This is a genomic window from Acinetobacter sp. 1207_04, from assembly GCF_052850415.1.
Genome location: NZ_VXCQ01000005.1, coordinates 150,672 through 174,906, shown reverse-complemented (window position 1 = coordinate 174,906; position 24,235 = coordinate 150,672). Strand labels below are relative to the sequence as shown.

The window sequence follows — 24,235 nt, the reverse complement described above, 5'->3', positions numbered from 1 at the left end:
TTCTAACACTTTTTGATAGTTATTTGTCGCTAAAGAGTAAGCGATGATGCATTGCTATTTTCCGGCTATATCAAAAGGATTTTTAGGATGAATGAAACCCTGACTTCAAGCGATAAAAAACACGCCACGACTACCGTGTTGATTTGTTTTTTAATTGCAGTTATCGAAGGAATCGATATTCAAGCGGCAGGGGTTGCGGCAGCAGGAATTAAAGAATATTTTGCATTAGATGCTTCACAGCTCGGACTATTTTTTAGTGCGGGTATTTTAGGATTACTGCCAGGTGCATTGGTTGGTGGTCGTTATGCCGACCAGATTGGTCGTAAAAAAGTACTGATTGCTTCAGTGACAATTTTCGCTTTTTTTACCTTATGTACGGTTTGGGTGAATAGTTTCTATTCATTATTATTGGTGCGCTTTTTAGCTGGTGCAGGATTGGGTGCGGCAATGCCGAATCTGATCGCACTTGCATCAGAATCGGTATCGGTGAAAAATCGAGGTCGTGCAGTGGGTTTGATGTATTGCGGTATGCCTGTAGGTGCCATTATTGTCTCGCTACTTGCAGCACAGCTTGCATCATCAGATATGGCGAGCAGTTGGAAAACGATTTTTTATGTGGGCGGTCTTGTGCCATTGATCGTGGTACCGTTAATGATCAAGTTTTTGCCGGAATCTCGTGAATTTTTAAAAGTACAAAAAGAAGCATCGATAGAGAAAAAAGAATTATCGTACAAAGACTTATTCAGTCGTGAATATGCACCACGTACATTGTTACTTTGGGTGAGCTATTTCTTCACTTTGATGGTGGTTTACATCATGCTGAGTTGGTTACCATCACTCTTCACCGAGCTAGGATTTACACGTAAAGACGGCAGTATGGCAATGGTATATTTCCAAATTGGTGCTGCAATCGGCACAGTATCATTGGGTATGCTAATTGACCGTTGGAATAAAGCCTATGTGATTATTTTAATGTATGTGGGTATTTTAATTGGTTTATTTAGTTTAAATGGCGCATCAACATTAAACATGATGTTTGTTGCAGCAGCCATTATGGGTACATTCACCATTGGTGGACAGGGTGTACTTTATGCATTTGGTAGCTTTGTTTACCCGACTCATTTACGTGGTCAAGGTGTGGGTGCAGCATCAGCAGTAGGTCGTATTGGTGCGATGATGGGACCTGCAATTGCTGGGCAACTTTTAGCAATGGGTAGCGGGGCTGCTGGTGTGGTTTCAGCAGCCATTCCATGTATTGTGATTTCAGCGATTATTATGGTGTTGTTAACCCGCCGTTTAGAAGCTGATTAATATGATCTAAATATACAATATCAAAAAAAGGGAGCCTGCAATTGCAGGCTTTTTAATGTTGATTTTTTTTTGCGACAAATATTGTTGTTACAATCAATGATTGAATGTGACATATAGATAAGTTCTTTATAATTACTTGCAAAAAGGTTTTAATCACATACGAACAATAAGAATAAGGCTTCACTTGAGGAGAGATGTATTGAGCCCAAAAAAGTTGATTGCTAAGTTTAATATGCAAGATCAACAACTACGTTACATTCAAAAATAAATTAAGTTACTTTTTTTATGCATCAATAGCATGAAAAGCTCGGATTTATTCTCGTTTTTCAGCACGACTCATTCAAGATTTGCCTAACTATTATTTTGTTATGAAAATCAGTCATTTTATTTTTTTGCAAAGGCTTAGATACTGAGTGTCAATATATAGTATGTTCAAAGACGAAGATTGAAAAAAGGACGATAAAAATGCAATGCAATAGCGCTTTAATTGTGGTGGATGTACAGAACGGATTTACACCTGGAGGTCATTTGGCTGTGGCTCATGCCGATCAAATTATTCCAAAGATTAATCAGCTTGCAACGCATTTCGATAATATTGTTCTGACACAAGATTGGCATCCTGAAAACCATATTTCTTTTGCAGAAAATCATGCTGGGAAAGATCCATTTGATACTGTTGAATTGAATTATGGAACACAAGTTTTGTGGCCATCGCACTGTGTACAAGGCACACATGATGCTGATTTTCATCCTGATTTGAATATTCCTCGTGCGCAATTGATTATTCGTAAAGGTTTTCATTCTGAAATTGACAGTTATTCGGCATTTATGGAAGCCGATCATCAAACATCAACAGGTTTGGCTGGGTATTTAAAAGAACGAGGGGTTGATACGGTTTATATTGTTGGGATTGCAACTGATTTTTGTGTGGCATGGACAGCAATAGACGCAGCAAAAAAGGGCTTTAAATCTTATGTGATTGCAGATGCAACCAAAGCCATTGATTTACAAGGTTCATTGCAACATGCATGGCAAAACATGTTGGCATCTGGCGTGAAACGCGTGGTTGCACAAGATATTTTTGCAGCGAGTCACTGATGTCGGTTATTTTAAAATTCAATCAATTTATACAAAAAACCTTTGCACTTTGGGTCGTATTTTTTGCTTTTATTGCGTTGTGTTTTCCTTCAGCTTTTGTATGGATGAAAGCCTACATTCCTTGGGTACTTGGGATTATTATGCTTGGAATGGGTATGACCATGACAGTGGATGATTTTAAGGGCGTGCTGCAAAGTCCAAAGGCAGTTTTTATTGGCGTGGTGGCGCAGTTTGTGATTATGCCAGGGCTGGCTTATGCGCTATGTCAAATTTTCCAATTGCCTGCTGAAATTGCTGTCGGTGTACTTCTTGTCGGTTGTTGCCCAGGAGGTACAGCATCTAATGTGATTGCTTATATGGCAAAAGCCAATACCGCACTTTCTGTCGCCTGTACTTCTGTATCGACATTTCTTGCACCTGTATTAACACCCGCTATTTTCTATGTGTTGGCAAGTCAATGGATTCCGATTGATGCAGGTTCAATGTTTATTGATATTTTAAAAGTGGTGATTTTCCCGATTATTTTAGGGGTAATGCTCAGAACATTCTTTAAGCAAAAAACAGAACAATATATTCAGGTAATGCCACTGATTTCAGTGATTGCGATTGTTTTAATTGTGGCTGCAATTATTGCGGCAAGTAAAGCTTCTATTTTGCAATCAGGCTTACTAATTTTAGGCGTAGTGATGTTGCACAATGGCTTGGGTTTTCTACTTGGTTATTGGGCAAGTCGTTTGTTTAAACTACCTTATGCCGATGCCAAAGCCGTTTCGATTGAAGTCGGTATGCAAAATTCAGGTTTAGGTGTGACGCTTGCAGCATTGCATTTTGCCACATCTCCCGTGACGGCTGTACCGAGTGCAATTTTTAGTTTATGGCACAATATTTCAGGGCCTGCTTTGGCAACTTATTGGGCAGCGAAAGCGGATAATATGAAGGAAGATCAATCTTAAAAATTTGAATCATTAAAAGAGCTACGGCTCTCTTTTTTGTATGCGATGATTCCAATTTACAACAAGGATTCAATATTGATTAGTTGCATTTAGGATTTAAAATATTGATGATTCAAGCATTTTACATTTTAAGGAAATCTTTTTGTGGCAGTTTATGTAGATCGTGCCCGTGTACAGTTTAAAGAGAAGCTGTGGTGTCATTTGATGGCAGATACACTTGAAGAATTACATATCTTTGCACAGAATATGAATATTGATGCTCGATTATTTCATCGCAATGCATCCTATCCACATTATGATATTACTCTAGAGATGAGGGAAATAGCACTGTTATATGGCGCTTTGGATTCGGATCGTCAAACGATTATTGCTGTAGGGAAAATTTTAAAAGTACAGCTTAAACAGCGTCAATCAGATTCTGATTGACTGATTTTGAAATAAAAATAGCCAACGCTAAGGTTGACTATTTTTAACTAGGGTAGCGTGATTATATGCTACACATCTTATTAAGTATTTGATTACTCAACAGTTACAGATTTTGCCAAGTTACGTGGTTGATCCACATCGGTACCACGAAGAACCGCAACATGGTAAGACAAAAGCTGAACAGGAATACTGTACACAATTGGCGCTAACCAATTATCGACAGTTGGGATATTGACCATATGCTGACGATCTTTTTCCTTGATTCCGCTATTTTCATCTGCAAAAACAAATAGTTCACCACCACGAGCTTGAACTTCTTCCATGTTCGATTTTAATTTTTCGAGCATGTCATCATTTGGTGCAAGAATCACTACAGGCATGTCATTGTCAACCAATGCCAATGGACCGTGTTTCAATTCACCTGCTGCATAACCTTCTGCATGAATATATGAAATTTCTTTCAGTTTCAATGCACCTTCCAAAGCAATTGGGAACTGTGTACCACGACCTAAAAATAAGCAATGTTGCTTTTCTTTGAACAGTTCAGATAAACGTAAAATGTCTTTATCTTGCTGTAAAGTATCCAAAATTACTTTTGGTGTATGCCACAAAGCTGCTGCAATATCTGTTAAATGCTCAGTCGAAATACTTTGCTTTACTTGACCAATTTTCAATGCCAATAACATCAGCGCTGCAAGCTGAGTGGTGAATGCTTTAGTCGATGCAACACCAATTTCAGGACCTGCAAGTGTCAATAAGTGGTGATCAGTTTCACGAATCATTGACGAAGTTGCTACGTTACAAATTGCCATGGTGCTGATCGATAGATTCTTTTCAGCGGCACGTTTTTGCGTATCACGGAGTGCTGCAAGGGTATCGGCCGTTTCACCAGATTGAGAAATACATAGATATAATGTATTTGCTACAATCACAGGTGAGCGATAACGGAATTCACTTGCAATTTCTACTTGGCAAGGTAGATTAATGAGTTGTTCTAGCCAATATTTTGCAATCATGCCTGAATGATAACTTGTACCACAGGCTAAAATTTGTACTTGTTGAATATTGGTAAAATCAATTTCAGCATTTTTCAAGAAATCATCACGTAGAGCATTACCATTGAGTGCTTGAGAGATGGTTTGCTGAATTGCTTCAGGTTGCTCGTAAATTTCTTTGAGCATGTAATGCTTATATTCACCTTTTGAAGCATTGCTGACAGTAGCATCTAATTCTTTAATTGGACGTTCAACCGCTTGACCGTTGACATAAACATCAATACTTGAACGGGTAATACGTGCAATATCACCTTCTTCAAGGTACATAAAACGGTTGGTTACAGGCAATAAAGCCAATTGATCGGAACTAATAAAGTTCTCACCAATACCCACACCAATCACAAGTGGTGAACCTTCACGTACAGCAATGAGTTCATCAGGATGATTTGTATGCACAATACCGAGTGCATAAGCACCTTTAAGTTGTGGAACAACTTGTTCAACAGCTTTCATTAAATCAGGTGTTGTTTTCAGTGCATCATTAACTAAATGTGCAACAACTTCTGTATCAGTTTGTGATGTGAATACATAACCAAGCGCTTCAAGGTCATCTTTGAGTTCTTGGTAATTTTCAATAATACCGTTATGAACGACAGCTACAGTACCTGAAATATGCGGATGGGCATTATTTTCAGTCGGTTTACCGTGAGTCGCCCAACGGGTATGTGCAATACCAAGTGAACCTACAATTTTTGATTCAGACACTGCATTTGCCAAATTGGCAACTTTACCGACACGGCGTTCACGTAAAATGTGACCTTGATCGACCAATGCAACGCCTGCTGAATCGTAACCACGGTATTCAAGACGCTTTAAACCTTCAATTAAAATATCTGTAATGCTACGTTCAGCAATGCCACCAACAATTCCGCACATATTTATATCCTTTTATTTCGCAATCTTTTGAGGGCGTTGATAATTTTCTTTTGAAATTTGTTTTGCACGTTCAAATGCAAGGCTATTATCTGCAACATCTTGAGTAATGACTGAGCCTGCACCTGTGGTTGCGCCATTGCCAATGGTAATTGGTGCGACAAGAGAGTTGTTCGTACCAACAAAAGCGTTGTCACCAATAATGGTTTTATGTTTATTTGCACCGTCATAGTTACAGGTAATGGTTCCCGCACCAATATTTGAGCCTGCGCCAATTTCTGCATCACCCAAATAAGTGAAGTGATTGGCTTTAGAGCCTACACCAACAGTCGTATTTTTTACTTCTACAAAGTTACCAATGTGGACTTCATTCGCGAGTTTAGCGCCAGGACGTAAGCGAGCAAAAGGACCAATTTGCACATTTTCACCGACAATTGCATTGTCAAATACGCTATACGGTTGAACCTTGGTTCCTGCTGCAATGGTGGTATTTTTAATGATACTACCTGCGCCAATTTCGACATTGTCACCAAAAGTACACTCACCTTCAATGATCACGTTGATGTCAATACACACATCTTGTCCTGCATGCAACTGACCACGTAAGTCAAAACGATGCGGATCAATAATATGCACGCCTTGTTGCATCAATAATTTAGCTTGATGGTTTTGGAATTCACCCTCTAAAGCAGCAAGTTGAATACGGTCATTAATCCCTTCAACTTCAAAAGCCAATTCAGGTTGAATTGAGGCGATTTCCATACCATCAGCCAAAGCCATTGCTACGATATCTGTTAGGTAATATTCACCTTGGGCATTGTCATTGCTCAGTTTTGGCAACCATTCATGCAATTTGGAATTGCTGACGCAGTAAATACCAGTGTTAATTTCTTTAATTTGACGCTGCTCTTCAGACGCATCTTTATGTTCAACAATCGCTTGAATTTTTCCATCCTTACGTACAATCCGACCATAGCCTGTAGAATCAGCAAGGGTTAACGTTACTAAACCAATTCCTGTTGCCGTTGATACATCTAACAAACGTTGTAGTGTACTTTGTTGAACACAAGGCACATCACCTGACAGAATGAGTGAGACTCCATCTTTTGGCAATACAGGTAAAGTCACTTTGACTGCATGACCCGTACCGAGCTGTTCAGCTTGTTCAACCCATTGAATATTTTCATGTGAAAAAGCTTTTTGTACTGTGTCACCGCCATGACCAAAAATTGTAATAATATTTTTAGCTTGTAGTTTTTTTGCTGTTTCAATTACATGACCCAATAATGGTTTTCCTGCTAAGGGCTGTAGCACTTTAGGTAATTGGGAGCGCATACGTGTTCCTTTACCTGCAGCAAGAATAATTACTGTTGTTGACATAAAACACCCTATTATTTTGGCTTAAGCCATTCTAAAATATAGATAAATTATAATACATAACGCAGCCCAAAGTCCTGCAATAATGTCATCAAACATAATACCAAAGCCACCATCAATTTTTTGATCGATGACACGTATAGGCCATGGTTTCCACACATCAAATAAGCGGAAGAGTCCAAATCCGACCAAGACCCAAATCCAGTTTATTTGACCTAAATAAATTAAGGGCAAAAATGTAATAGATTGTCCTGCAAATTCATCCCAAACAATACGTCCGTCATCATGTACATGAATAATTTCGGCGGTTTTACCACAAATCCAAATGCCAATCAGTGACATAATTGTTATGGTTAAGATAGAGCCATAAAAACCCATTGCAAGCCACAGAGGCACAAATAATAAAGCAAATGCAGAACCAAACGTTCCAGGTGCTTTCGGTGCAAGTCCTGAACCAAAACCAACACCACAAAATACAATGATGCGTTCAGACCAAGTCATATTTTTAAAGACAATAGGCGGTTTATGCAAAGTGTTGATATCCATTAAATTGAAGAGAGTGATCTAAGCCATCTTTTTCAAAAGTGAGTCCATATTGCTGTTTTACTGTCCCGATGATTGTTGTTTTTACATTGGGTTGTAATTGCAAAAGTTTTTCGTAATTTTGGCGGCTTATTGTAAAACATAACTCATAATCATCACCACCTGCGAGTGCGTATTGCAATTGCTGCGATTCAGGAAGGCTTTTAAGTGCAGGGCTGATAGGAAGTTGATTCAGGTTAAGAACAGCACCAACCTGTGATGCTTTGAGAATATGCCCGAGATCTTGTGCTAATCCATCAGAGATATCAATCATGCTGTGAGCTAAACCTCTGAGCAAATGACCGAGTTCACAACGTGGCGTTGGATAATCAAGACGTTGTTGTAAGGGATGCCCTAAGTGTTGTAACCCAAAAGCAGCATCACCGATTGTACCACTGACGACCACCAAATCATCGACTTGAGCGCCTGAACGTGTGACGGCTTGACCTGCTTCAATCCATCCCATTGCGGTGACAGAAAGGGTGAGATGAGGACTTTGTGTGGTATCACCACCAATTAAGCGCACACCAAATTGATCACAACAATCATATAGTCCTTGGCTAAAACCTTTGAGCCAAGCATGATCAATTTGGGGTAAGCTCAGTGCAAGCAAAATACTATGAGGTTTAGCACCCATTGCTGCAATGTCAGATAAATTAACAGCGACACTTTTCCAACCAATGGCATGTGGTGAAGTATCGTAAGGGAAATGTCGACCAGCAACCAAGGTATCTGCACAGATGACCAACTGGTGACCGGGAGGGGGAGTGACTAAGGCTGAGTCATCGCCGACACCTAAATCGTCATCAGAAAGTTTCTGACGATTAAAATAAGTGTCAATAATAGAAAACTCAGCCATGTCAAATACAACGAAGGCTTATTTAGCCTGTTGCTTTTCTGCTTCGCGCAGACTATTTGCAAGACGGTCTAATACACCATTGATGTATTTGTGACTGTCTGCACCACCAAAGTGTTTTGCCAATTCAATCGCTTCATCTAGCACAACACGATATGGAATTTCGATGTGATCTTTGAGCTCATAAGCGCCTAAACGCAAAGTCGCCAATTCCACGCCATCAAGTGCTTTGATTTCACGATCTAGAACGGGTAAAAGTAAAGCATCCAATGCTTCATGGTTTGCGATCACTTCAGTGAGCAACTCATGATAATAGCCGAGATCCACTTTGTGCATGGCATTGTCTACACGAGTACGTGCTTCAATTTCATGGACTGGGTTGTGGCTCATTTGCCATTCATAAATCCCTTGTACAGCAAAGCGACGTGCTTTACGTTTTGCTGCATAAGTAGCTTGGAGTGTTTGCGACATGCTTTAAATTGCCTTTAACAGGTTAACCATTTCAATAGCAGTAAGGGCAGCTTCACCACCTTTATTACCTGCTTTTGTACCAGAGCGTTCAATCGCCTGTTCAATACTGTCCGTAGTCAATACACCATTGATCACAGGTAAGCCAGTATCTAAACCAACTACACCTAAACCTTTGGCACATTCGCCAGCAACGAAGTCAAAATGCGGTGTGCTACCACGAATCACTGCGCCAAGTGCGATAACAGCATCAAATTTGCCTGACTCTGCTAATTTTTTAGCGACAACAGGAAGTTCCCATGCGCCAGGTGCATGAACGACAGTGATATTATCATCGCTAACGCCATGACGATGCAACGTATCAATTGCACCTTCAAGTAAATGTTCAACAACAAAGCTGTTAAAACGACCAACTAAAATTGCGTAACGGTCTTCGCTCGCAAGATGTAATAAACCTTCAATTCGGCGAATCGCCATAGCAACCTCGATGATTTCACAAGAGTTTTTAATAGATTTCTTTTATCTGGTGCATCCATTTTGTATTTTTAAAAAATTCAAAAGGCGGTGATAGAAAAAAGAAATCTGTTTACAAATTATTAGTTTTTAGTTTGATTTGCAGAACAATATTCTACAACTTCAAGGTTAAAACCAGATAATGCGTTGAAACGTAATGGTGAGCTGAGCAGTTTCATTTTCTCAACGCCGAGATCACGTAATATTTGTGCACCCACACCAATGGTTTGATATTGTTGTGAAAGTGCAGAATTTGATTTGGTTGGTTTTGGTTTACCAAGTTCTTCTAAGGCAGGGCCTAAATCCGATAAATGGCGCTGACCGATCCAAACTAAAACACCACGATCACTGTCTGCAATGGTTTTGAGTGCTTTATCTAAGTTCCAAGCAGGCTCACCATCTTTTTTGTTTAGCTTGAGCAAGTCACGTGCAGGGTTGAAACCATGTACACGAACAGTCGTGATGCCATCTTTAGGCTCACCTTTAACTAAAGCGATATGAATGTCAGGGTTTCCGAGTTCACGGTAGCGGTACAAATCAAAAGTTCCATATTCAGTATCAATGCTTTGCTGATCAATACGTTCAACTGTTTGTTCATTGGTCATACGGTAATGAATTAGGTCAGCAATCGTGCCTATTTTCAAGCCATACTTTTCAGCAAAAACTTCTAAATCAGGGCGGCGTGCCATCGTGCCATCTTCATTGATGATTTCACAAATCACAGAGGCAGGTTCAAGACCCGCTAGACGTGAAAGATCACAACCTGCTTCTGTATGACCTGCACGGTGCAATACGCCACCTGGCTGTGCCATCAAAGGGAAAATATGTCCTGGTTGTACAATATCCGCAGGTTTTGCATGTGCCGCAACTGCTGTTTGAATCGTATGCGCACGTTCAGCAGGGGAAATACCTGTTGAAATACCGTTCGCGGCTTCAATTGAAAGCGTAAAATTTGTTCCATGTTGAGCACCATTCGCATCGACCATTAAAGGCAAATTTAGCTGTGCACAACGGTCACGACTCAGTGTTAAACAAACCAAGCCTCGAGCATGGGTGATCATAAAGTTGATGTCTTCAGCGCGAACGTGAGTCGCGGCAATCACCAGATCACCCTCATTTTCACGGTCTTCATCATCCATGAGGATGACCATTTTGCCTGCACGGATATCTGCTACAAGCTCTTCAACGGTATTGAGCGGCATCAACCTTCACCTTTTTGTTCTGTCTGTCGGACATTTTGATTGAATTCATTGCGCTATAGTCTAACGTGTTTTTACATGTTTTGCCTATGCTTATCATGTGGCGTTGCCGTACATAGTTATACACAAGCTTGTAGGGGAATGAAAAGGGAAGAAAATTTGAAAGGTGATTGTTTTAGTTTAAACATTGAACATTCAGTTTGCAGATTTTATTTAGTCCTTATCTATATTTTGGGCAAGATAAAAAAATCCCCGTACAACATCTGTTATACAGGGATTTTTAAAGCTTGGCTTAGAAGATGAAATTATTCAGATTCAAGTTGCGCTGCTTTTTTCTTACTTTGTAAAATTTCAGTACGAATGGCATGGGCAAGTTCAGCCGATTCGCTATTCATGCCATTAATCATATACGCATGGCGTGTTAGTACATTACTTGGATTTGGCAATGCGACCAACTGATAATGATCAGTAATGACTTTTAAGTGTTGGCTGTCCAAGTATAGTGCCATTTCACGAGCAATTAGATGCTGTGATAGACGTTCTGCAGCTTGTACTGAATTGATTTTCATATCTTCGACTTGCGAGGCAACAGCACTACGAGTTTGTAGGACAAAACGTTTTTCTTCACGATAGCGTTTGTAGAGGACTTCAGATAACAGTTGGAACACTGAACCAATCATCAGTAAACATGCTGCTGCATCAGGGCGATCAGCTGCAATACTAATGGTTGCACCATTTTTGTTAAATTCTTGCTCTCGGATAAAATCGTTTGAAGACAATTTATAATGTTGTGCACACAGGACAATACTTTTATTTAAGAAAATTTGGCACAAATTAAAATACGGTTTAGATACAGAGCTGTTAATAGTATTGATTAACTGTTTTGGATCGTAAAATTGAATGTTGAGTGCTAAAACATTTTTCATTTCAGAAGGATTTGTTTGAGCGACTTCGACTTTTGCTACTTCAGATTTTTGCGCTGCAACCGCATGACTTAAACTTTGTGCAGATTTTTCTGCTGCAAGTGCTTCAGTCAATTGAATAATTTCATGTTTCAAACGTGACTCATGGTTTACACGTGCCAAGTATTCACTACGTGTTGGTCGAGCAATCGCACGATATGCTAACCACAATAAGCCATGAATAATGAGTGAAACTAAAATGGCTAACCATTGTGTACGTAGAATTTCACCAATGCTTGGTTTAATCAGCGTAATTTCAATGCTACCGACTTTCTTTTCATTTTGTAGCGCATCACGGACAAAAACCTCACCCTGACGAGTTTTTGCCATGCCACTCGTTGCTAGCACTTGATTTTTAGCATCGAGAATGCGAATAGATGCCACACTTGGATTGGTCGCATAACGATTGGCAAGTAAAGCTAAGGACACCGTATTGGCAGGTTCAAGCTCAGCAACGCTGTCTGTGACGAGCTGACTTGTCATCAGTTGTCCCTGACTCGCACGATTTTCGTTCAGTTGGTGAGTGGTTGCGATTACCAATAAAAATGTGTGTAATGCAAAACTTACGGTAAGTAGGCTAGCAAAAAGCCCTTGTCTTGGTGCATTCAACGTAAACTTCCAAAGAAAAAATATTCGATTTCGATTATGATTCTAACAATAGTTGTAGCTCAGACCCGAGTCAATTCATGCAAGAAATCATTCTTATATCCTTTTTAGGACCTGACCAGCCGAATCAGTTTACTCGGTTAATGCAGGTACTTTCCGTACATTCTTTGCAAATACTCGATGTCGGTCAGGCGGTTATTCATAATCAATTGACTTTAGGCATTGTTGTTTCGTCAGATGATCAGACTGCGACTGCACTTGCAATGAAAGATATCCTTATTTTAGCACATGATATCGGTTTAACAGTTCGATTTAAACCAATCACAGGCACAGATTACGATCAATGGGTTAGTGAAGGTGGACGTACACGTTATATCGTGACGGCACTTGCACCCGAACTGACTGCGGAGCATTTAAAGCAAGTGACGCAGATCGTATCGAATCAAGGCTTTAACATCGAAACGGTGACACGTTTGTCAGGTCGTCCTGAGCGTGATGGACAACAAGATATTTTGCAACGCTCATGTGTTGAGTTTGGTTTAAAAGGGCAAATGCTTGATGCACAAGCCATGCGAGCAGCATGTTTACGTCTTTCTGCTGAGTTAAGCATTGATGTCGCTGTACAAGAAGACAATGCGTATCGCCGTAATCGCCGTTTGGTTTGTTTTGATATGGACTCAACCCTCATTGAGCAAGAAGTGATTGATGAGCTTGCGATTGAAGCAGGGGTAGGTGAGCAAGTTGCTGAAATTACTGAGCGTGCTATGCAAGGTGAGCTTGATTTTCAACAAAGTTTCCGTGCACGTGTTGCCTTACTCAAAGGTATGGATGCCTCTGTTCTTCCTAAAATTGCTGAACGCTTAACAGTGACAGAAGGAGCGGAGCGTTTAATTTCAACCTTAAAAGCACTCGGTTACCGAACAGTAATTCTATCGGGTGGTTTCCAATATTTTGCTGAATATTTACAAGCAAAATTAGGCATTGATGAAGTGCATGCCAATATTTTAGATGTTGAAAATGGCATGGTTACAGGCGAAGTCAAAGGTCATATTGTGGATGGCGCACGTAAAGCCTTTTTATTACAGAAAATTGCCAATGAAATGAATATTTCACCTGAGCAAGCAATTGCAGTAGGTGATGGTGCGAATGATTTACCAATGCTTTCAATTGCAGGCTTAGGTGTTGCATTTCGTGCTAAACCTTTGGTTCGTCAAAATGCTAATCAAGCCATTTCAAGTGTAGGTTTAGATGGCGTGTTATATTTATTAGGCGTACACGACAAAGATTTGAATCACGAATAAATCTTACAGGTTGATGACAAAAAAGCGACTTTCGAGTCGCTTTTTTTACTTATAAATTAGATAGATTGATGGGCTTTTCATAGAGCGAAGAATAGATTGATCAAAGTAGAAACAATCGATAAAAAAGATTTTTCAGGCAAAAATTAAATGGTATTTTTTTGTAATGACACGCAAGAATTGATCCTGAATAGGCTCTCAGCAAAATGTTTAAAATAAAAATGTAATGACAAAGCAATGTTGCGTCATTGTGTGTCGTTATAGATCGAAACAAGACTTTCCTTCTTAAAAAAAATCTCCATAATGCATTTCAAGGCTCATGATAAGCATGCAAAAAAGATTAAATATAAGTGTGCTCGATTGTTGTGAAACAGGATTTAAATGTGATTCAGCATTTTTGGTTTTGACGGAGGTTTTTATGGTAACAGCGACTTTTGCATCGATGATTGGATTTGGTCTAATCGCAGTAGCGTTGATCACTGTTTTATTTTCCCCATACCGTCATTGGTTAGGGTTTATGCTTGCAGGGATGTTGTTTTGGGGAATTCTAGAAACGATCCGTTACGGCATTCAACATTTTTTAGACTTGTCTTTGGCGTTCAGCTATTTGGGCGCCATTAGCTTAGCAATGATCGGATTGACCGTATTTTTACTTGGTGCAGACAACCGAGCGCAAAAAGCTTTAGCGCGTCGTCAATATATTGAGCATACGCCTGTGTATGAAGATGAATAGTCATTTTTAGCTCAAACATCTTTAATATGCACAGACATTACAGTTTAAACTGACTATTTTTACACTAAAAAAATTAATGTTAGACATATCAAGGTATATCAAAATGATATACCTTTTTTTATAGATAATTTGCTATTGAATAAAGTGACAAATGGGTCAAAACATTTGTAAATAACTACGGCTTAAAAATAGTAAGATATGCTAGGATGTGATCCAATTTCTGAATTCCACAGTTTTAAATTAAAACAACAGGCTTAAATGTCATGAAACTTTCTTCAATACCCGTTGTAAAGTTACCTATTGTTGATGCGAGTACAGACCCGCTTGACTTGATGGTACTTGGACTAGCATTACGTATGAAACAATTGGCTCGTACGAGTCCAAAATTTGTTGAATTGACACATGACCGTCAGTTCCGTATTCAAATCGGGACTGATCTTGGTGTTGCTCGTCAAATTTTAGTCAATAATGGTCAAATTGATACCGTTTCGGGTGATGAGCAAAAAGCAGATTTTATTTTGCAATTTGCAGATAGCGAGCAGGGTGTTAAAACCTTAATTAAGGGTGATCCATCTGCATTCATGACAGGCATGCAAAATGGTACGATCAAAATGGAAGGTGATTTCAGTCTACTCGTTTGGTTTAACCAAGTGGCGCGTTTGATTCCACCTAAGGTTCCAAAGTCGGTAAAAGACAAAATTAAAGTTGCACGTCAATTTTTAAAAGATAAAACTGGGCGTTAATACGATTTAAAAAATCCTCGAATTCGAGGATTTTTTTTGTCTTAGATATTTTGCTTTGACATTTTATTCTACTTCTAAATTGAAGGTTACTGGGCCATCATTGACCAAGTGAACTTTCATATCTGCACCAAAAATGCCTGTTTGTACATGCTCAAATTGTGCTTGTGCATAAGTAACAATTTGCTCATATAAGGCTTGGGCATCGTTTGGTGGCATAGCAGGCCCAAAGTCGGGACGTAAGCCTTTTTGTGTTTGTGCCATGAGGGTAAACTGTGAAACAAGAAGTAAGCCACCATTGGCTTGACTGATATTCCAGCCCATTTTTCCTTGTTCATCATCAAAAAAACGATATTTTAAGATTTTATCAATCAGCTTTTTGCCTTTTTCGAAGTTATCTTCTTTACCAATCCCCAAAAAGACCAAAATTCCTGTGTCAATTTTGCCTGTAGTTTGACCATCGACAACAACTTTTGCCTCAAGAACTCTTTGTAATAGTGCGCGCATGTACTTCTTTAAAACGATGATGAATATAGCTTAGTGTAACAAGAGAGTGTATTGATTAGATACGAATAATATTGATGTTAAGAGGTTTGTAAAAATATGGCTTAGCTTGATTGAGTATATAAATAATTGACAATTATACCAACATTGCAAAATATACAATTCCATATAAAATATATGTGTTTTATTGCTTTTGCTGAAAATATGCATTCTGTTTAATACTTTATCGATTAAATATGTTGTCCTATAGATTGATGAAAAGAACTTGTGAAAAAATGATGATAATCATATTATCATTTAATGTTAACTGGGCTGTGGAATCTGCATTATGGAAAATAAGACGGCAAGGCTGACAATCTTGATTGATCCTGTAAAAAAGCAAGCTTTTGAAGATTTATGCAGTCAGCAAGATTTGAAACCTTCTCAGGTTGTACGCCAATTAATTCGAGAATATTTAAATACCCATGGCGTTGAATATGCAACGAAAATGAATATAGAAAAGAAGTAGAATTATTTTGCAAAAAATTATAATTAATATGAAATATTTTTTGATTAAAAAAGCTGGCATTGCCAGCTTTTTTTGTATAACTAAACCAAATTAAGAAAAATCTAGACCTTTTTCAAATGCTTTCAACTCGTGACGAGCCATTGCAAGATTTGATTTTTGACGGTCAAGTACAAGGTAAAGGAATAATTCGTCATTACGATCAAGCGGACGAAGTAAGTGGTATTGCTTACCAAGTGTAATTAAAATATCTTCAATTTTATCATTTAAATTCAATGCTTTTGCAACTTTACGCTTTGCACGAATTACTTCTGTATTGCCTGCAGCAGCAAGTTCTAAATCAAGGCCTGAACCAAGAGCTGCCATTGCTAGACCACTTGCGCTGTCTACAAGTGCCGCAGCTACGAAGCCATCAATTTGATTCAATTCATCTAAGTTAAATTTAGCCATACTTAATTTTCCATTTATTGGTTGGGGGTAAATGTGTAATTATTTCTATTAGGTAAAGAAATGTAATTTTATTAATACATAGATGTTAATTAAGTATGCTTGATATTTCAACAATTATGCATAAAAAAATATTAAATTCTCATTTTATTAACATATTATTATAATGAATGTTTGTTAAAAGCTCATCTAAAGCTGTATCGAGTTAAACGATTCGTTTACTTACTACATTGAATTCGATAAAAAAAACAAAGTATTGGTGTGAGTTATTTAAAATTTCTTAAATTTAGTCAGAACATGGCTTCTTTGCGAAAAAAATATGCTTTAATGAAATAAGCATAGCGAAATCAAAAATAGATATGGCTCCAATTATCCAATCCCTGCTCGATACTGATTTGTACAAATTCACCATGTTACAAGTCGTGTTACACAAATTCCCTCAAGCCGATAGTGTTTACCATTTTCGTTGTCGAAATCTTGATGATACCGTTTATCCCTTGGTCGATATTTTGGCGGATCTCAACGAACAACTTGACCATCTATGTAACTTAAAATTTGCCGAAGATGAACTGATTTATTTACGGAAATTACGTTTTATCAAAAGCGATTTTGTTGATTATTTGGAGTTATTCCAACTGAAACGACGCTTTATTAAAGCTGGAATTGACAGTGAAGGGCGTTTGGATATTTGGGTCGAAGGTCCAATGGTTCAAGCCATGATGTTTGAAATTTTTGTCCTTGCGATAGTCAATGAGCTTTACTTTAGCCGTATTCGTTCAGATGATGTACTGGTTGAAGGTGAACGTCGTTTACAAGCTAAAGTTGCACAATTAAAACAATATTCAAAAGAACAAAATCCAAATGATCCACCATTCTTGGTTTCAGATTTTGGTACTCGTCGCCGTTATAGCCTAGATTGGCAAAAGCATGTCATTCAAACATTCCATGAAGCTGTGCCTGCGGTTTTCCGTGGAACGAGTAACGTCATGATTGCACGTGAATTGGGTATTTACCCAATTGGAACGATGGCGCATGAATTTTTACAAGCATTCCAAGCTCTTGATGTTCGTTTGCGCGATTTCCAAAAATCTGCGCTTGAAACATGGGTGCAAGAATATCGGGGTGATTTGGGTATTGCTCTGACCGATGTGGTTGGTATGGATGCATTCTTACGTGATTTCGATTTGTATTTTGCTAAGCTATTTGATGGTTTACGTCATGACAGTGGTGACCCATTTATATGGGGTGATAAGGCTTATCAACATTATAAAAAGTTGAAAATTGATACACGTACCAAAATGCTAACCTTTAGTGATGGTTTAGATGTTGAACGTGCTTGGGCTTTGCATCAATACTTTAAAGATCGTTTCCAAGTGAGTTTTGGTATTGGCACAAATTTGACCAATGATATGGGACAAACACCGCTAAATATCGTATTGAAACTCGTGGAATGTAATGGTCAGTCTGTTGCCAAAATCTCAGATAGTCCGGGTAAAACTATGACCGATAACGATACTTTCTTGGCCTATTTACGGCAGGTTTTTGATATTTCTGATGAAGAAAAATCGGCTTAAAATCATTTGAAAATATTGGTTTTTTGATATTTGAATTTCAGCTAAGAATCCCTGAAATTCAGCATTATCGCCAAACGTGCTGTGATAAGATCAATTGTAATGATGAACTAAAATTCGAAAAATCTTATGACAGCACCTTTGTTTAATTTTGGATTATTGGTCAATGCCGACCAACTTTTACCCCATCTTGGACATACGTTTCTGCGTATTGTCGACTTAAGCCGAAGCTCGGTTTTTGAACAACTTCATATTCCACATGCCATCCATGTCAAACCTGGGCAATTGGTTCAGCTTGAAGAAACTGCTACAGGGCTTTTACCTGAAGAAGCAGACTTACAAGCCTTGGTTGATTATTTAAAAATTTCACCTGATCATCATGTGGTGGTTTATGATGATGAGGGTGGAGCATGGGCAGGGCGATTGATTTGGAATTTACATTGTCTGGGTTTTGATCGAGTCAGTTTACTCAATGGTGGTATTCATGCATGGCTTGGTGCAGATTACCCAACATCATCAGATATTGAAGAATTTGACTCGCCGTCCACATCGGTAAAAGTCGATTTGAGTCAGGTTGAAAATTTTCGTATTCAATACGATGATTTACGCCAAAAGGTTGAACAGCAAGCAATTCAGCTATGGGATTGTCGTACAGAAGATGAATATGCAGGGCTCAGAATGACAGCACGACGTGGTGGTCATATTCCGGGAGCAAGACATTTTGAATGGAGTACTGCAATTGCACGTCAAAATCATTTAAAATTGCATTCCCTAGAACGCACACAGCAACGACTTGAACAGTTAGGCTTTGATCTTAGTCAGCCTGTTGTTGTGTATTGCCAGTCGCATCACCGCTCAGGTCTGGCATATATTGTTGGAAAATTACTGAATTGGGATATTGTGGCGTATGACGGTGCATGGAGCGAATGGGGTAATCGTTCTGACAGTCCAATAATTACTGGAGAATCACCTGCGTGAGTCTTACTTCTGATTTAAAAAAACAAATTTTTATTCAAGCACAGCGTATTGTGCCACAACAACAATTGAGTCGTGTGGTGGGTAAAGTCGCTGCAAGTGAAAATCCTCTTGTTAAAAATGTGGTCATCCAAGCTTTTAAAGCGAAATATGGCATTGATATGTCTATTGCTGAACAAACTGATGCGCTGAAATATAAATCATTCAATGATTTTTTTACCCGTGCATTAAAAGATGGTATTCGTAGTGTTGATCCTGATCCACTGCATATTGTATGTCCTGCCGATGGTGCAATTTCTCAAATTGGTAAAGTTCGTGATGGCGATGTATTTCAAGCTAAAGGTCAAAGTTTTTCAGTTGAAAAATTGATTGGTGATCCACAACTTGCAGTACCTTTTAAACAAGGTGAATTTGTAACGGTGTATTTGTCACCAAAAGATTATCACCGTGTACACATGCCATTTGCAGGTAAACTAACAGAAACTTTATATATTCCAGGTGAATTATTCTCTGTAAACCAAACGACTGCGGAAAATATTCCGGGTTTATTTGCACGTAATGAGCGTATGGTATGTTTGTTTGATACTGAACTTGGTCGTATGGCAGTGGTTCTAGTCGGTGCAATGATTGTGGCTGGTATTGAAACTGTTGCGACAGGTAAAGTGAAACCTACAGGTCGTGTGGAGTTGAATCATCACGAGATGCAACTTGAAAAAGGTGCGGAACTTGGGCGTTTTTACTTAGGGTCGACTGCGATTGTATTGTTTGAGAAAGATAAAATTGTTTGGGATGACTATTTAAAAGCTAACTCTGATGTCATCATGGGTGAAGCTTTAGGGAAGGTAAAATCGGTTTAAGATTTTTGCTGAGAATAGATTAAAAAAATCCCGCAAAATTTTAGCGGGATTTTTTATTAACTATATGATATTTATTTTTTAAATTTTGTTATTCGTGCATATATAAACGTTCTTTGGGAAAAACCACACGGAAAGTTGAACCTTTGTTTTCTTCAGAATCAATTTCCAAATAAGCATTGTGTTGCATTAGAACGTGTTTCACAATTGCGAGCCCTAAGCCTGTTCCACCTGTTTGACGACTACGTGCGCTATCGACACGATAAAAACGCTCAGTCAATCGTGGTAAATGTTTAGGATCAATACCGATGCCAGTATCTTCTACTGTAAAGTAGCCATGCTCACCATCATCATGCCATCCGATTGTCACTGTACCGCCTTTAGGCGTGTATTTAATCGCATTACTGATCAGATTGCTAAACGCACTTGCAAGCTCAATATCCGAACCAATTAAGTCACAATGGCTGTCAATATCCAAATTGAGCGTATGTCCATAATCAACATTGTATGCTTGTGCATCATCAAACAATTGATTCATTAAGCTTGGCATTTCAATGATTTGGTTTTTGGCAATTTGTTTATTACCTTCCAAGCGAGAAAGTAACAGTAAATCATTGACCAAAGCATTCATACGCCGTGTTTGAGACTGCATTTGCTCAAATGCACGTTTCCAACGCGGGTTTAAATCTTCTTGATCGGTGAATGTTTCAATATAACCACTCAGTACAGTGAGTGGTGTGCGTAGTTCATGGGAAATATTGTCCACAAAGTCTTTACGCATTTGCTCAAGATTATGCATGCGTGTCACATCGTAGGCTACGACAAGGCGACTTTCACTGCCAAAACGAGTTAATTTAATTTGTACATAATGTTCATCAAACACGGATGATTTGATTTTAATGCCATCAGGTGATTGGTCAATATTGTTGAAATATTCAATAAAAATGGGTTGGCGAATAATGGTCAAAATATTGCGACCACGATCAATCGGTTGAATGCCGAGGAGTTTTTCCGCAGCAGGATTCCACCATTCAATTTGATGAAGTTCATCCGTCAGAACAACAGCTTCAGCAAGTGCAACTAAGGATGATTGCGCACGGTCAATGAGTCCGACCATTTCAGCTTGTACAATTCGTTCCTGACGCTGCGCTCGATATACATTGAACAGTAAAGCGCCCCAAATCCCGTTTAAATTGGGTGGAGAATCATAAGGGCGGTTGGAAATCCAATCATTGACTAAATATAACGAATGCAATTGGATGGTAAAAAAGACTACAAATGCGAGGCTAATACAGATCCAAAAATACCCAGCACCTAATCCAATAAAACAGGCAATGACCAGTAAAAAGACCAGTAATTTTAAGTCCTGTTTTGCAAATGCCCATAAGCTACTATAACGAAACTTTTTATATTCATTTGCAAGATCAGGGACGGGGTAGGGTTCATACATAAAACAAAAAATTACCTGAAAAATGTTAGCCTAAAGCGACATCGGCACGGGTCGAAAAACGGTAACCTGTGCCACGAACGGTCTGAACATAACGGTCTGCTGCAAAAGGTTCAAGCACTTTACGCAAACGACGAATATGAACATCAATGGTACGGTCTTCAATATACACATTGCCACCCCATACTTGGTCGAGCAATTGAGCACGAGTATAGGCACGTTCAGGATGGGTCATAAAAAAGGCAAGTAGACGGTATTCGGTTGGTCCCATCTCTAAAATATGATCACTAAAGCTGACACGTTGGCTGACAGGATCAAGAATCAATCCATTGGCATCAATGGTTTTTTCACCGCTAAGCGCATTGGCACGGCGTAGTACCGCTTTTATACGTGACACCAATTCACGGGTTGAAAATGGTTTGGTCATGTAGTCATCTGCACCTGCATCAAGACCTTGTACTTTATGGTCTTCTTCACCACGTGCAGTCAGCATGATCACAGGGATTTCTGCTAGATTTTCATCACGTTTAAGGCGACGACACAAGTCTACACCACTGACACCACCAGGCATCATCCAATCTAGCAGAATCAGAGATGGACGTTGATCGACAATCATTTGATGCGCTTGTTTTGCATCTTCAGCTTGTAAACACTGAAATCCAGCCATATCCAATGAGGTATGGATCATTTCCCTGATCGGAAGTTCGTCATCGACGATTAAAATATAGTCATCTTTCACAACGCAATACCCTATTAATGAAACGGTTGACCGTTTTTATTTATGACAGGCTTATTACAAGGTTTAATTGTGACAGTATCATTGCAAAAAAAATCATATCTGCATTTTTTAGCAAAGATTTGTGACAATTTTTTTACATCATCAATATAATCATATATTTATTAGATCAATAAAAAATACTTATTGATCTAATTTTTTTTGGAAAAAATACCTATTTTGTAAATTTTTTCAATTATTTACTCGAAAATGTATTTAATAATGACAAAAATACGGTTTCACATGCCATGACGACATCTTCAAGGGATTGTTTAAACCCTCCCATAACCCAGCGTACTGCAATTTGGGTGACATAGCCATTCAGTCCTGTGGCAACCCATGAAATCTCTTGTTCAGAACGAGAAATATTGGGCATCATCAAACTTACAAAAGCATGAATCATACGATCAAATTGAGTCATCGTTTCATGAATAGTCGCTTGGTTATGCAGTTCTTGAACGAGCATAGCATCGATATAAATAATACGTGCAGTGCGTGGATCATCTTTGAGCATTTTAAAGAGTGAGGTTAAACCTGAATGCACCATTTTTTCAGGATTAGGCGAGGCTTTCATTACGCCTGTAAGCAGTGTTTTTTGCATTTGATCAATCAATTTGAGAAAAATAGTTTGAAACAAATCTTCACTGCGTTTAAAGGATTCATAAAAATAGCGTTCAGTTAGCTTCGCTTCTATACAAATATCTTTAACAGTTACCGAAAAAAAGCCATGTGTGCCGTAGGCTTCAATGCCCGCTTCAATGAGTTTTTCACGACGTGCTTGTTTACGCTCAGTGAGTGACATGCCTTTAAACTGACGTTCTTTAATGATTTTTTTGACAGGTTTTGCCTGTGCGTCAGGGTGTATCTCTGTATTTGAGTCTACGTATGTCATAAGAATAGAAGCCAAGTTAACCGTGCAAAAGTGGATTTTACCAATAAACAGCATTGAAGCCGATGAATATATTTATATCGTTTTTGGGTATGAATCATCAGTATTGTATATTGACAATATGTATTGTCAAATTTATAGTAATAAACACGTACTACGCAGCTTCAAAATCTGTGTGGTTGACTAAAAAGGACAAAAAATGAAAAATTTTAAAAACAAAGTTGCGGCAATCACAGGTGCGGGCTCAGGTATGGGACAGCAGCTTGCTGTACTCTTGGCGAAAGCAGGCTGTCATGTATCGCTTAGTGATGTAAATGAAAAGGGTTTAGCTGAAACTGTAGAATTGGTGAAACCTTATAATGTTCGTGTAACGTCTAAAAAAGTCAATGTTGCTAAACTTGAAGAAGTGCGTACTTGGGCTGAAGAAACAGTACAAAATCATGGTTCTGTGAATATGATTTTTAACAATGCTGGTGTTGCATTGGGCTCAACAGTTGAAGGTTCAAATTATGAAGACCTTGAATGGATCATGGGTATTAACTACTGGGGCGTAGTGTACGGTACAAAAGAATTTCTTCCGTATTTGAAAAAAACAGGTGAAGGTCACATCATCAATACCTCAAGTTTATTTGGATTAACCGCTCAGCCAACTCAATCTGCATATAACTCAACTAAGTTTGCGGTGCGTGGTTTTACTGAATCTTTGCGTCAAGAATTAGACATTGAAAATAGTGGTGTGAGTGCGCTTAGTGTACATCCAGGAGGTATTCGTACCAATATTGCCAATGATGCACGTATGAGTGATAGCATCAAATCAATGGGCATGAATCCTGAAAAATCGGCTAAAGCATTCAATAAATTATTGCGTATGCCTGCTGAAGAAGCAGCACAACAAATTTTAGATGCAGTGTTGAAAAACAAACGTCGTTTGTTGATTGGTAATGATGCGAAAACACTCGATCTTATTCAACGTGTTTTACCAACGGGTTACCAACGTATTACTGCAATGGCAACCAAGTTAAGTAAAAGATTAGAGCCTAAATAATTTATATGTAATTAATTTTTTAAAATAAAAAACTCGCTTAAGCGGGTTTTTTTGTACTTATATTCTTTTTAATTTTTTCTTTATCAGAAATGCAGAAAAAAAATGTCAATTTTTTGACAGATTTGCATAAACAGATTCTTCATTATCAAATCATGGATATGCACTTTGACGCA

At 38.6% G+C, this 24,235-nt stretch carries 25 protein-coding genes; 12 read left to right on the top strand and 13 right to left on the bottom strand.

Annotated features, from left to right (window positions below; all coding sequences use genetic code 11):
* The first annotated feature begins 99 nt into the window (after window positions 1-99).
* The 4 genes from mhpT (at window position 100) to FW754_RS06385 (ending at window position 3,788) form a co-directional block, all read left to right on the top strand.
* Complete coding sequence (gene mhpT / locus FW754_RS06400; RefSeq protein WP_446324175.1) at window positions 100-1,311, top strand: 3-(3-hydroxy-phenyl)propionate transporter MhpT; 1,212 nt, start codon at window positions 100-102, stop codon at window positions 1,309-1,311.
* A gap of 465 nt (window positions 1,312-1,776) precedes the next feature.
* The gene (gene pncA / locus FW754_RS06395; RefSeq protein WP_409510628.1) at window positions 1,777-2,409 is read left to right on the top strand and encodes a bifunctional nicotinamidase/pyrazinamidase; all 633 of its coding nucleotides are present in this window, start codon (window positions 1,777-1,779) and stop codon (window positions 2,407-2,409) included.
* Window positions 2,409-3,362, top strand: a complete 954-nt coding sequence (locus FW754_RS06390; RefSeq protein WP_409510629.1) for a bile acid:sodium symporter family protein — start codon at window positions 2,409-2,411, stop codon at window positions 3,360-3,362. Before pncA ends, FW754_RS06390 begins: the two co-directional genes overlap by 1 nt.
* A gap of 144 nt (window positions 3,363-3,506) precedes the next feature.
* Complete coding sequence (locus FW754_RS06385; protein WP_446324148.1) at window positions 3,507-3,788, top strand: DUF4031 domain-containing protein; 282 nt, start codon at window positions 3,507-3,509, stop codon at window positions 3,786-3,788.
* Between the two features lie 92 nt (window positions 3,789-3,880).
* On the opposite strand, the gene glmS is transcribed toward FW754_RS06385, so the two are convergent.
* The 8 genes from glmS to FW754_RS06345 all read right to left on the bottom strand — a co-directional run bounded on the left by glmS (window position 3,881) and on the right by FW754_RS06345 (window position 12,282).
* Window positions 3,881-5,719 (bottom strand): glutamine--fructose-6-phosphate transaminase (isomerizing), encoded by a 1,839-nt coding sequence (gene glmS, locus FW754_RS06380; RefSeq protein ID WP_446324147.1) that lies wholly within the window; start codon window positions 5,717-5,719, stop codon window positions 3,881-3,883.
* A gap of 12 nt (window positions 5,720-5,731) precedes the next feature.
* The gene (gene glmU / locus FW754_RS06375) at window positions 5,732-7,096 is read right to left on the bottom strand and encodes a bifunctional UDP-N-acetylglucosamine diphosphorylase/glucosamine-1-phosphate N-acetyltransferase GlmU (RefSeq protein ID WP_446324146.1); all 1,365 of its coding nucleotides are present in this window, start codon (window positions 7,094-7,096) and stop codon (window positions 5,732-5,734) included.
* Between the two features lie 21 nt (window positions 7,097-7,117).
* Window positions 7,118-7,639 carry a phosphatidylglycerophosphatase A family protein gene (locus FW754_RS06370; protein WP_409510633.1) on the bottom strand — a complete coding sequence of 174 codons (522 nt, stop codon included), beginning with the start codon at window positions 7,637-7,639 and terminating at the stop codon, window positions 7,118-7,120.
* Window positions 7,617-8,534 (bottom strand): thiamine-phosphate kinase, encoded by a 918-nt coding sequence (gene thiL / locus FW754_RS06365; protein WP_446324145.1) that lies wholly within the window; start codon window positions 8,532-8,534, stop codon window positions 7,617-7,619. Before thiL ends, FW754_RS06370 begins: the two co-directional genes overlap by 23 nt.
* Before the next feature lie 18 nt (window positions 8,535-8,552).
* Window positions 8,553-9,002, bottom strand: coding sequence for a transcription antitermination factor NusB (gene nusB / locus FW754_RS06360; RefSeq protein ID WP_409510635.1), 450 nt, complete (start codon window positions 9,000-9,002; stop codon window positions 8,553-8,555).
* A gap of 3 nt (window positions 9,003-9,005) precedes the next feature.
* Complete coding sequence (gene ribH, locus FW754_RS06355; protein WP_409510636.1) at window positions 9,006-9,476, bottom strand: 6,7-dimethyl-8-ribityllumazine synthase; 471 nt, start codon at window positions 9,474-9,476, stop codon at window positions 9,006-9,008.
* A gap of 119 nt (window positions 9,477-9,595) precedes the next feature.
* Window positions 9,596-10,714, bottom strand: a complete 1,119-nt coding sequence (gene ribBA / locus FW754_RS06350) for a bifunctional 3,4-dihydroxy-2-butanone-4-phosphate synthase/GTP cyclohydrolase II (protein WP_419346234.1) — start codon at window positions 10,712-10,714, stop codon at window positions 9,596-9,598.
* Between the two features lie 302 nt (window positions 10,715-11,016).
* Window positions 11,017-12,282, bottom strand: a complete 1,266-nt coding sequence (locus FW754_RS06345; protein ID WP_446324144.1) for a hypothetical protein — start codon at window positions 12,280-12,282, stop codon at window positions 11,017-11,019.
* Window positions 12,283-12,359: 77 nt separating this feature from the next.
* On the opposite strand from FW754_RS06345, the gene serB reads away from it, so the two are divergent.
* The 3 genes from serB (at window position 12,360) to FW754_RS06330 (ending at window position 15,053) form a co-directional block, all read left to right on the top strand.
* The gene (serB, locus tag FW754_RS06340; protein WP_409510639.1) at window positions 12,360-13,580 is read left to right on the top strand and encodes a phosphoserine phosphatase SerB; all 1,221 of its coding nucleotides are present in this window, start codon (window positions 12,360-12,362) and stop codon (window positions 13,578-13,580) included.
* A 415-nt stretch (window positions 13,581-13,995) separates the two neighbouring features.
* Window positions 13,996-14,310, top strand: coding sequence for an AciT family ciprofloxacin tolerance protein (gene aciT / locus FW754_RS06335; protein WP_409510640.1), 315 nt, complete (start codon window positions 13,996-13,998; stop codon window positions 14,308-14,310).
* A gap of 263 nt (window positions 14,311-14,573) precedes the next feature.
* On the top strand, window positions 14,574-15,053 hold the full coding sequence (locus FW754_RS06330; RefSeq protein ID WP_409510641.1) for an SCP-2 sterol transfer family protein: 480 nt from the start codon (window positions 14,574-14,576) through the stop codon (window positions 15,051-15,053).
* Between the two features lie 63 nt (window positions 15,054-15,116).
* Here FW754_RS06330 and dtd read toward each other — a convergent pair whose 3' ends face one another.
* A complete protein-coding gene (dtd, locus tag FW754_RS06325; RefSeq protein ID WP_446324143.1) occupies window positions 15,117-15,557 on the bottom strand; it encodes a D-aminoacyl-tRNA deacylase in 441 nt (146 codons plus the stop codon).
* Between the two features lie 325 nt (window positions 15,558-15,882).
* Here dtd and FW754_RS06320 point away from each other — a divergent pair, with 325 nt between their 5' ends.
* A complete protein-coding gene (locus FW754_RS06320) occupies window positions 15,883-16,062 on the top strand; it encodes a CopG family transcriptional regulator (RefSeq protein WP_409510643.1) in 180 nt (59 codons plus the stop codon).
* Window positions 16,063-16,152: 90 nt separating this feature from the next.
* On the opposite strand, the gene FW754_RS06315 is transcribed toward FW754_RS06320, so the two are convergent.
* Window positions 16,153-16,509, bottom strand: a complete 357-nt coding sequence (locus FW754_RS06315) for a roadblock/LC7 domain-containing protein (protein WP_409510644.1) — start codon at window positions 16,507-16,509, stop codon at window positions 16,153-16,155.
* A gap of 356 nt (window positions 16,510-16,865) precedes the next feature.
* Between FW754_RS06315 and pncB the strand changes: the two genes are divergently transcribed.
* The 3 genes from pncB (at window position 16,866) to asd (ending at window position 19,909) form a co-directional block, all read left to right on the top strand.
* Window positions 16,866-18,080, top strand: a complete 1,215-nt coding sequence (gene pncB / locus FW754_RS06310; protein ID WP_409510645.1) for a nicotinate phosphoribosyltransferase — start codon at window positions 16,866-16,868, stop codon at window positions 18,078-18,080.
* A 126-nt stretch (window positions 18,081-18,206) separates the two neighbouring features.
* The gene (locus FW754_RS06305) at window positions 18,207-19,055 is read left to right on the top strand and encodes a sulfurtransferase (protein WP_446324142.1); all 849 of its coding nucleotides are present in this window, start codon (window positions 18,207-18,209) and stop codon (window positions 19,053-19,055) included.
* Window positions 19,052-19,909, top strand: coding sequence for an archaetidylserine decarboxylase (asd, locus tag FW754_RS06300; protein WP_446324141.1), 858 nt, complete (start codon window positions 19,052-19,054; stop codon window positions 19,907-19,909). Before FW754_RS06305 ends, asd begins: the two co-directional genes overlap by 4 nt.
* Window positions 19,910-19,997: 88 nt before the next feature.
* Here the strand turns inward: asd and phoR are convergent, their stop codons facing one another.
* The 3 genes from phoR to FW754_RS06285 form a co-directional block, all read right to left on the bottom strand.
* On the bottom strand, window positions 19,998-21,356 hold the full coding sequence (gene phoR, locus FW754_RS06295) for a phosphate regulon sensor histidine kinase PhoR (protein ID WP_409510648.1): 1,359 nt from the start codon (window positions 21,354-21,356) through the stop codon (window positions 19,998-20,000).
* A 25-nt stretch (window positions 21,357-21,381) separates the two neighbouring features.
* Window positions 21,382-22,092 (bottom strand): phosphate regulon transcriptional regulator PhoB, encoded by a 711-nt coding sequence (gene phoB / locus FW754_RS06290; RefSeq protein ID WP_409510649.1) that lies wholly within the window; start codon window positions 22,090-22,092, stop codon window positions 21,382-21,384.
* A 232-nt stretch (window positions 22,093-22,324) separates the two neighbouring features.
* Window positions 22,325-23,020 carry a TetR/AcrR family transcriptional regulator gene (locus FW754_RS06285; protein WP_409510650.1) on the bottom strand — a complete coding sequence of 232 codons (696 nt, stop codon included), beginning with the start codon at window positions 23,018-23,020 and terminating at the stop codon, window positions 22,325-22,327.
* A 196-nt stretch (window positions 23,021-23,216) separates the two neighbouring features.
* Here FW754_RS06285 and FW754_RS06280 point away from each other — a divergent pair, with 196 nt between their 5' ends.
* Window positions 23,217-24,062, top strand: coding sequence for an SDR family NAD(P)-dependent oxidoreductase (locus tag FW754_RS06280; protein ID WP_409510651.1), 846 nt, complete (start codon window positions 23,217-23,219; stop codon window positions 24,060-24,062).
* Window positions 24,063-24,235: the final 173 nt, after the last annotated feature.

Excerpts from the sequence above, each read along its gene's own strand:
- pncA (WP_409510628.1), top strand. The coding sequence starts at position 1,777 with ATGCAATGCAATAGCGCTTTAATTGTGGTGGATGTACAGAACGGATTT.
- FW754_RS06390 (WP_409510629.1), top strand. The coding sequence starts at position 2,409 with ATGTCGGTTATTTTAAAATTCAATCAATTTATACAAAAAACCTTTGCA.
- glmS (WP_446324147.1), bottom strand. The coding sequence starts at position 5,719 with ATGTGCGGAATTGTTGGTGGCATTGCTGAACGTAGCATTACAGATATT.
- glmU (WP_446324146.1), bottom strand. The coding sequence starts at position 7,096 with ATGTCAACAACAGTAATTATTCTTGCTGCAGGTAAAGGAACACGTATG.
- FW754_RS06370 (WP_409510633.1), bottom strand. The coding sequence starts at position 7,639 with ATGGATATCAACACTTTGCATAAACCGCCTATTGTCTTTAAAAATATG.
- thiL (WP_446324145.1), bottom strand. The coding sequence starts at position 8,534 with ATGGCTGAGTTTTCTATTATTGACACTTATTTTAATCGTCAGAAACTT.
- nusB (WP_409510635.1), bottom strand. The coding sequence starts at position 9,002 with ATGTCGCAAACACTCCAAGCTACTTATGCAGCAAAACGTAAAGCACGT.
- ribH (WP_409510636.1), bottom strand. The coding sequence starts at position 9,476 with ATGGCGATTCGCCGAATTGAAGGTTTATTACATCTTGCGAGCGAAGAC.
- ribBA (WP_419346234.1), bottom strand. The coding sequence starts at position 10,714 with ATGCCGCTCAATACCGTTGAAGAGCTTGTAGCAGATATCCGTGCAGGC.
- serB (WP_409510639.1), top strand. The coding sequence starts at position 12,360 with ATGCAAGAAATCATTCTTATATCCTTTTTAGGACCTGACCAGCCGAAT.
- aciT (WP_409510640.1), top strand. The coding sequence starts at position 13,996 with ATGGTAACAGCGACTTTTGCATCGATGATTGGATTTGGTCTAATCGCA.
- FW754_RS06330 (WP_409510641.1), top strand. The coding sequence starts at position 14,574 with ATGAAACTTTCTTCAATACCCGTTGTAAAGTTACCTATTGTTGATGCG.
- dtd (WP_446324143.1), bottom strand. The coding sequence starts at position 15,557 with ATGCGCGCACTATTACAAAGAGTTCTTGAGGCAAAAGTTGTTGTCGAT.
- FW754_RS06320 (WP_409510643.1), top strand. The coding sequence starts at position 15,883 with ATGGAAAATAAGACGGCAAGGCTGACAATCTTGATTGATCCTGTAAAA.
- FW754_RS06315 (WP_409510644.1), bottom strand. The coding sequence starts at position 16,509 with ATGGCTAAATTTAACTTAGATGAATTGAATCAAATTGATGGCTTCGTA.
- pncB (WP_409510645.1), top strand. The coding sequence starts at position 16,866 with ATGGCTCCAATTATCCAATCCCTGCTCGATACTGATTTGTACAAATTC.
- FW754_RS06305 (WP_446324142.1), top strand. The coding sequence starts at position 18,207 with ATGACAGCACCTTTGTTTAATTTTGGATTATTGGTCAATGCCGACCAA.
- phoR (WP_409510648.1), bottom strand. The coding sequence starts at position 21,356 with ATGTATGAACCCTACCCCGTCCCTGATCTTGCAAATGAATATAAAAAG.
- FW754_RS06285 (WP_409510650.1), bottom strand. The coding sequence starts at position 23,020 with ATGACATACGTAGACTCAAATACAGAGATACACCCTGACGCACAGGCA.
- FW754_RS06280 (WP_409510651.1), top strand. The coding sequence starts at position 23,217 with ATGAAAAATTTTAAAAACAAAGTTGCGGCAATCACAGGTGCGGGCTCA.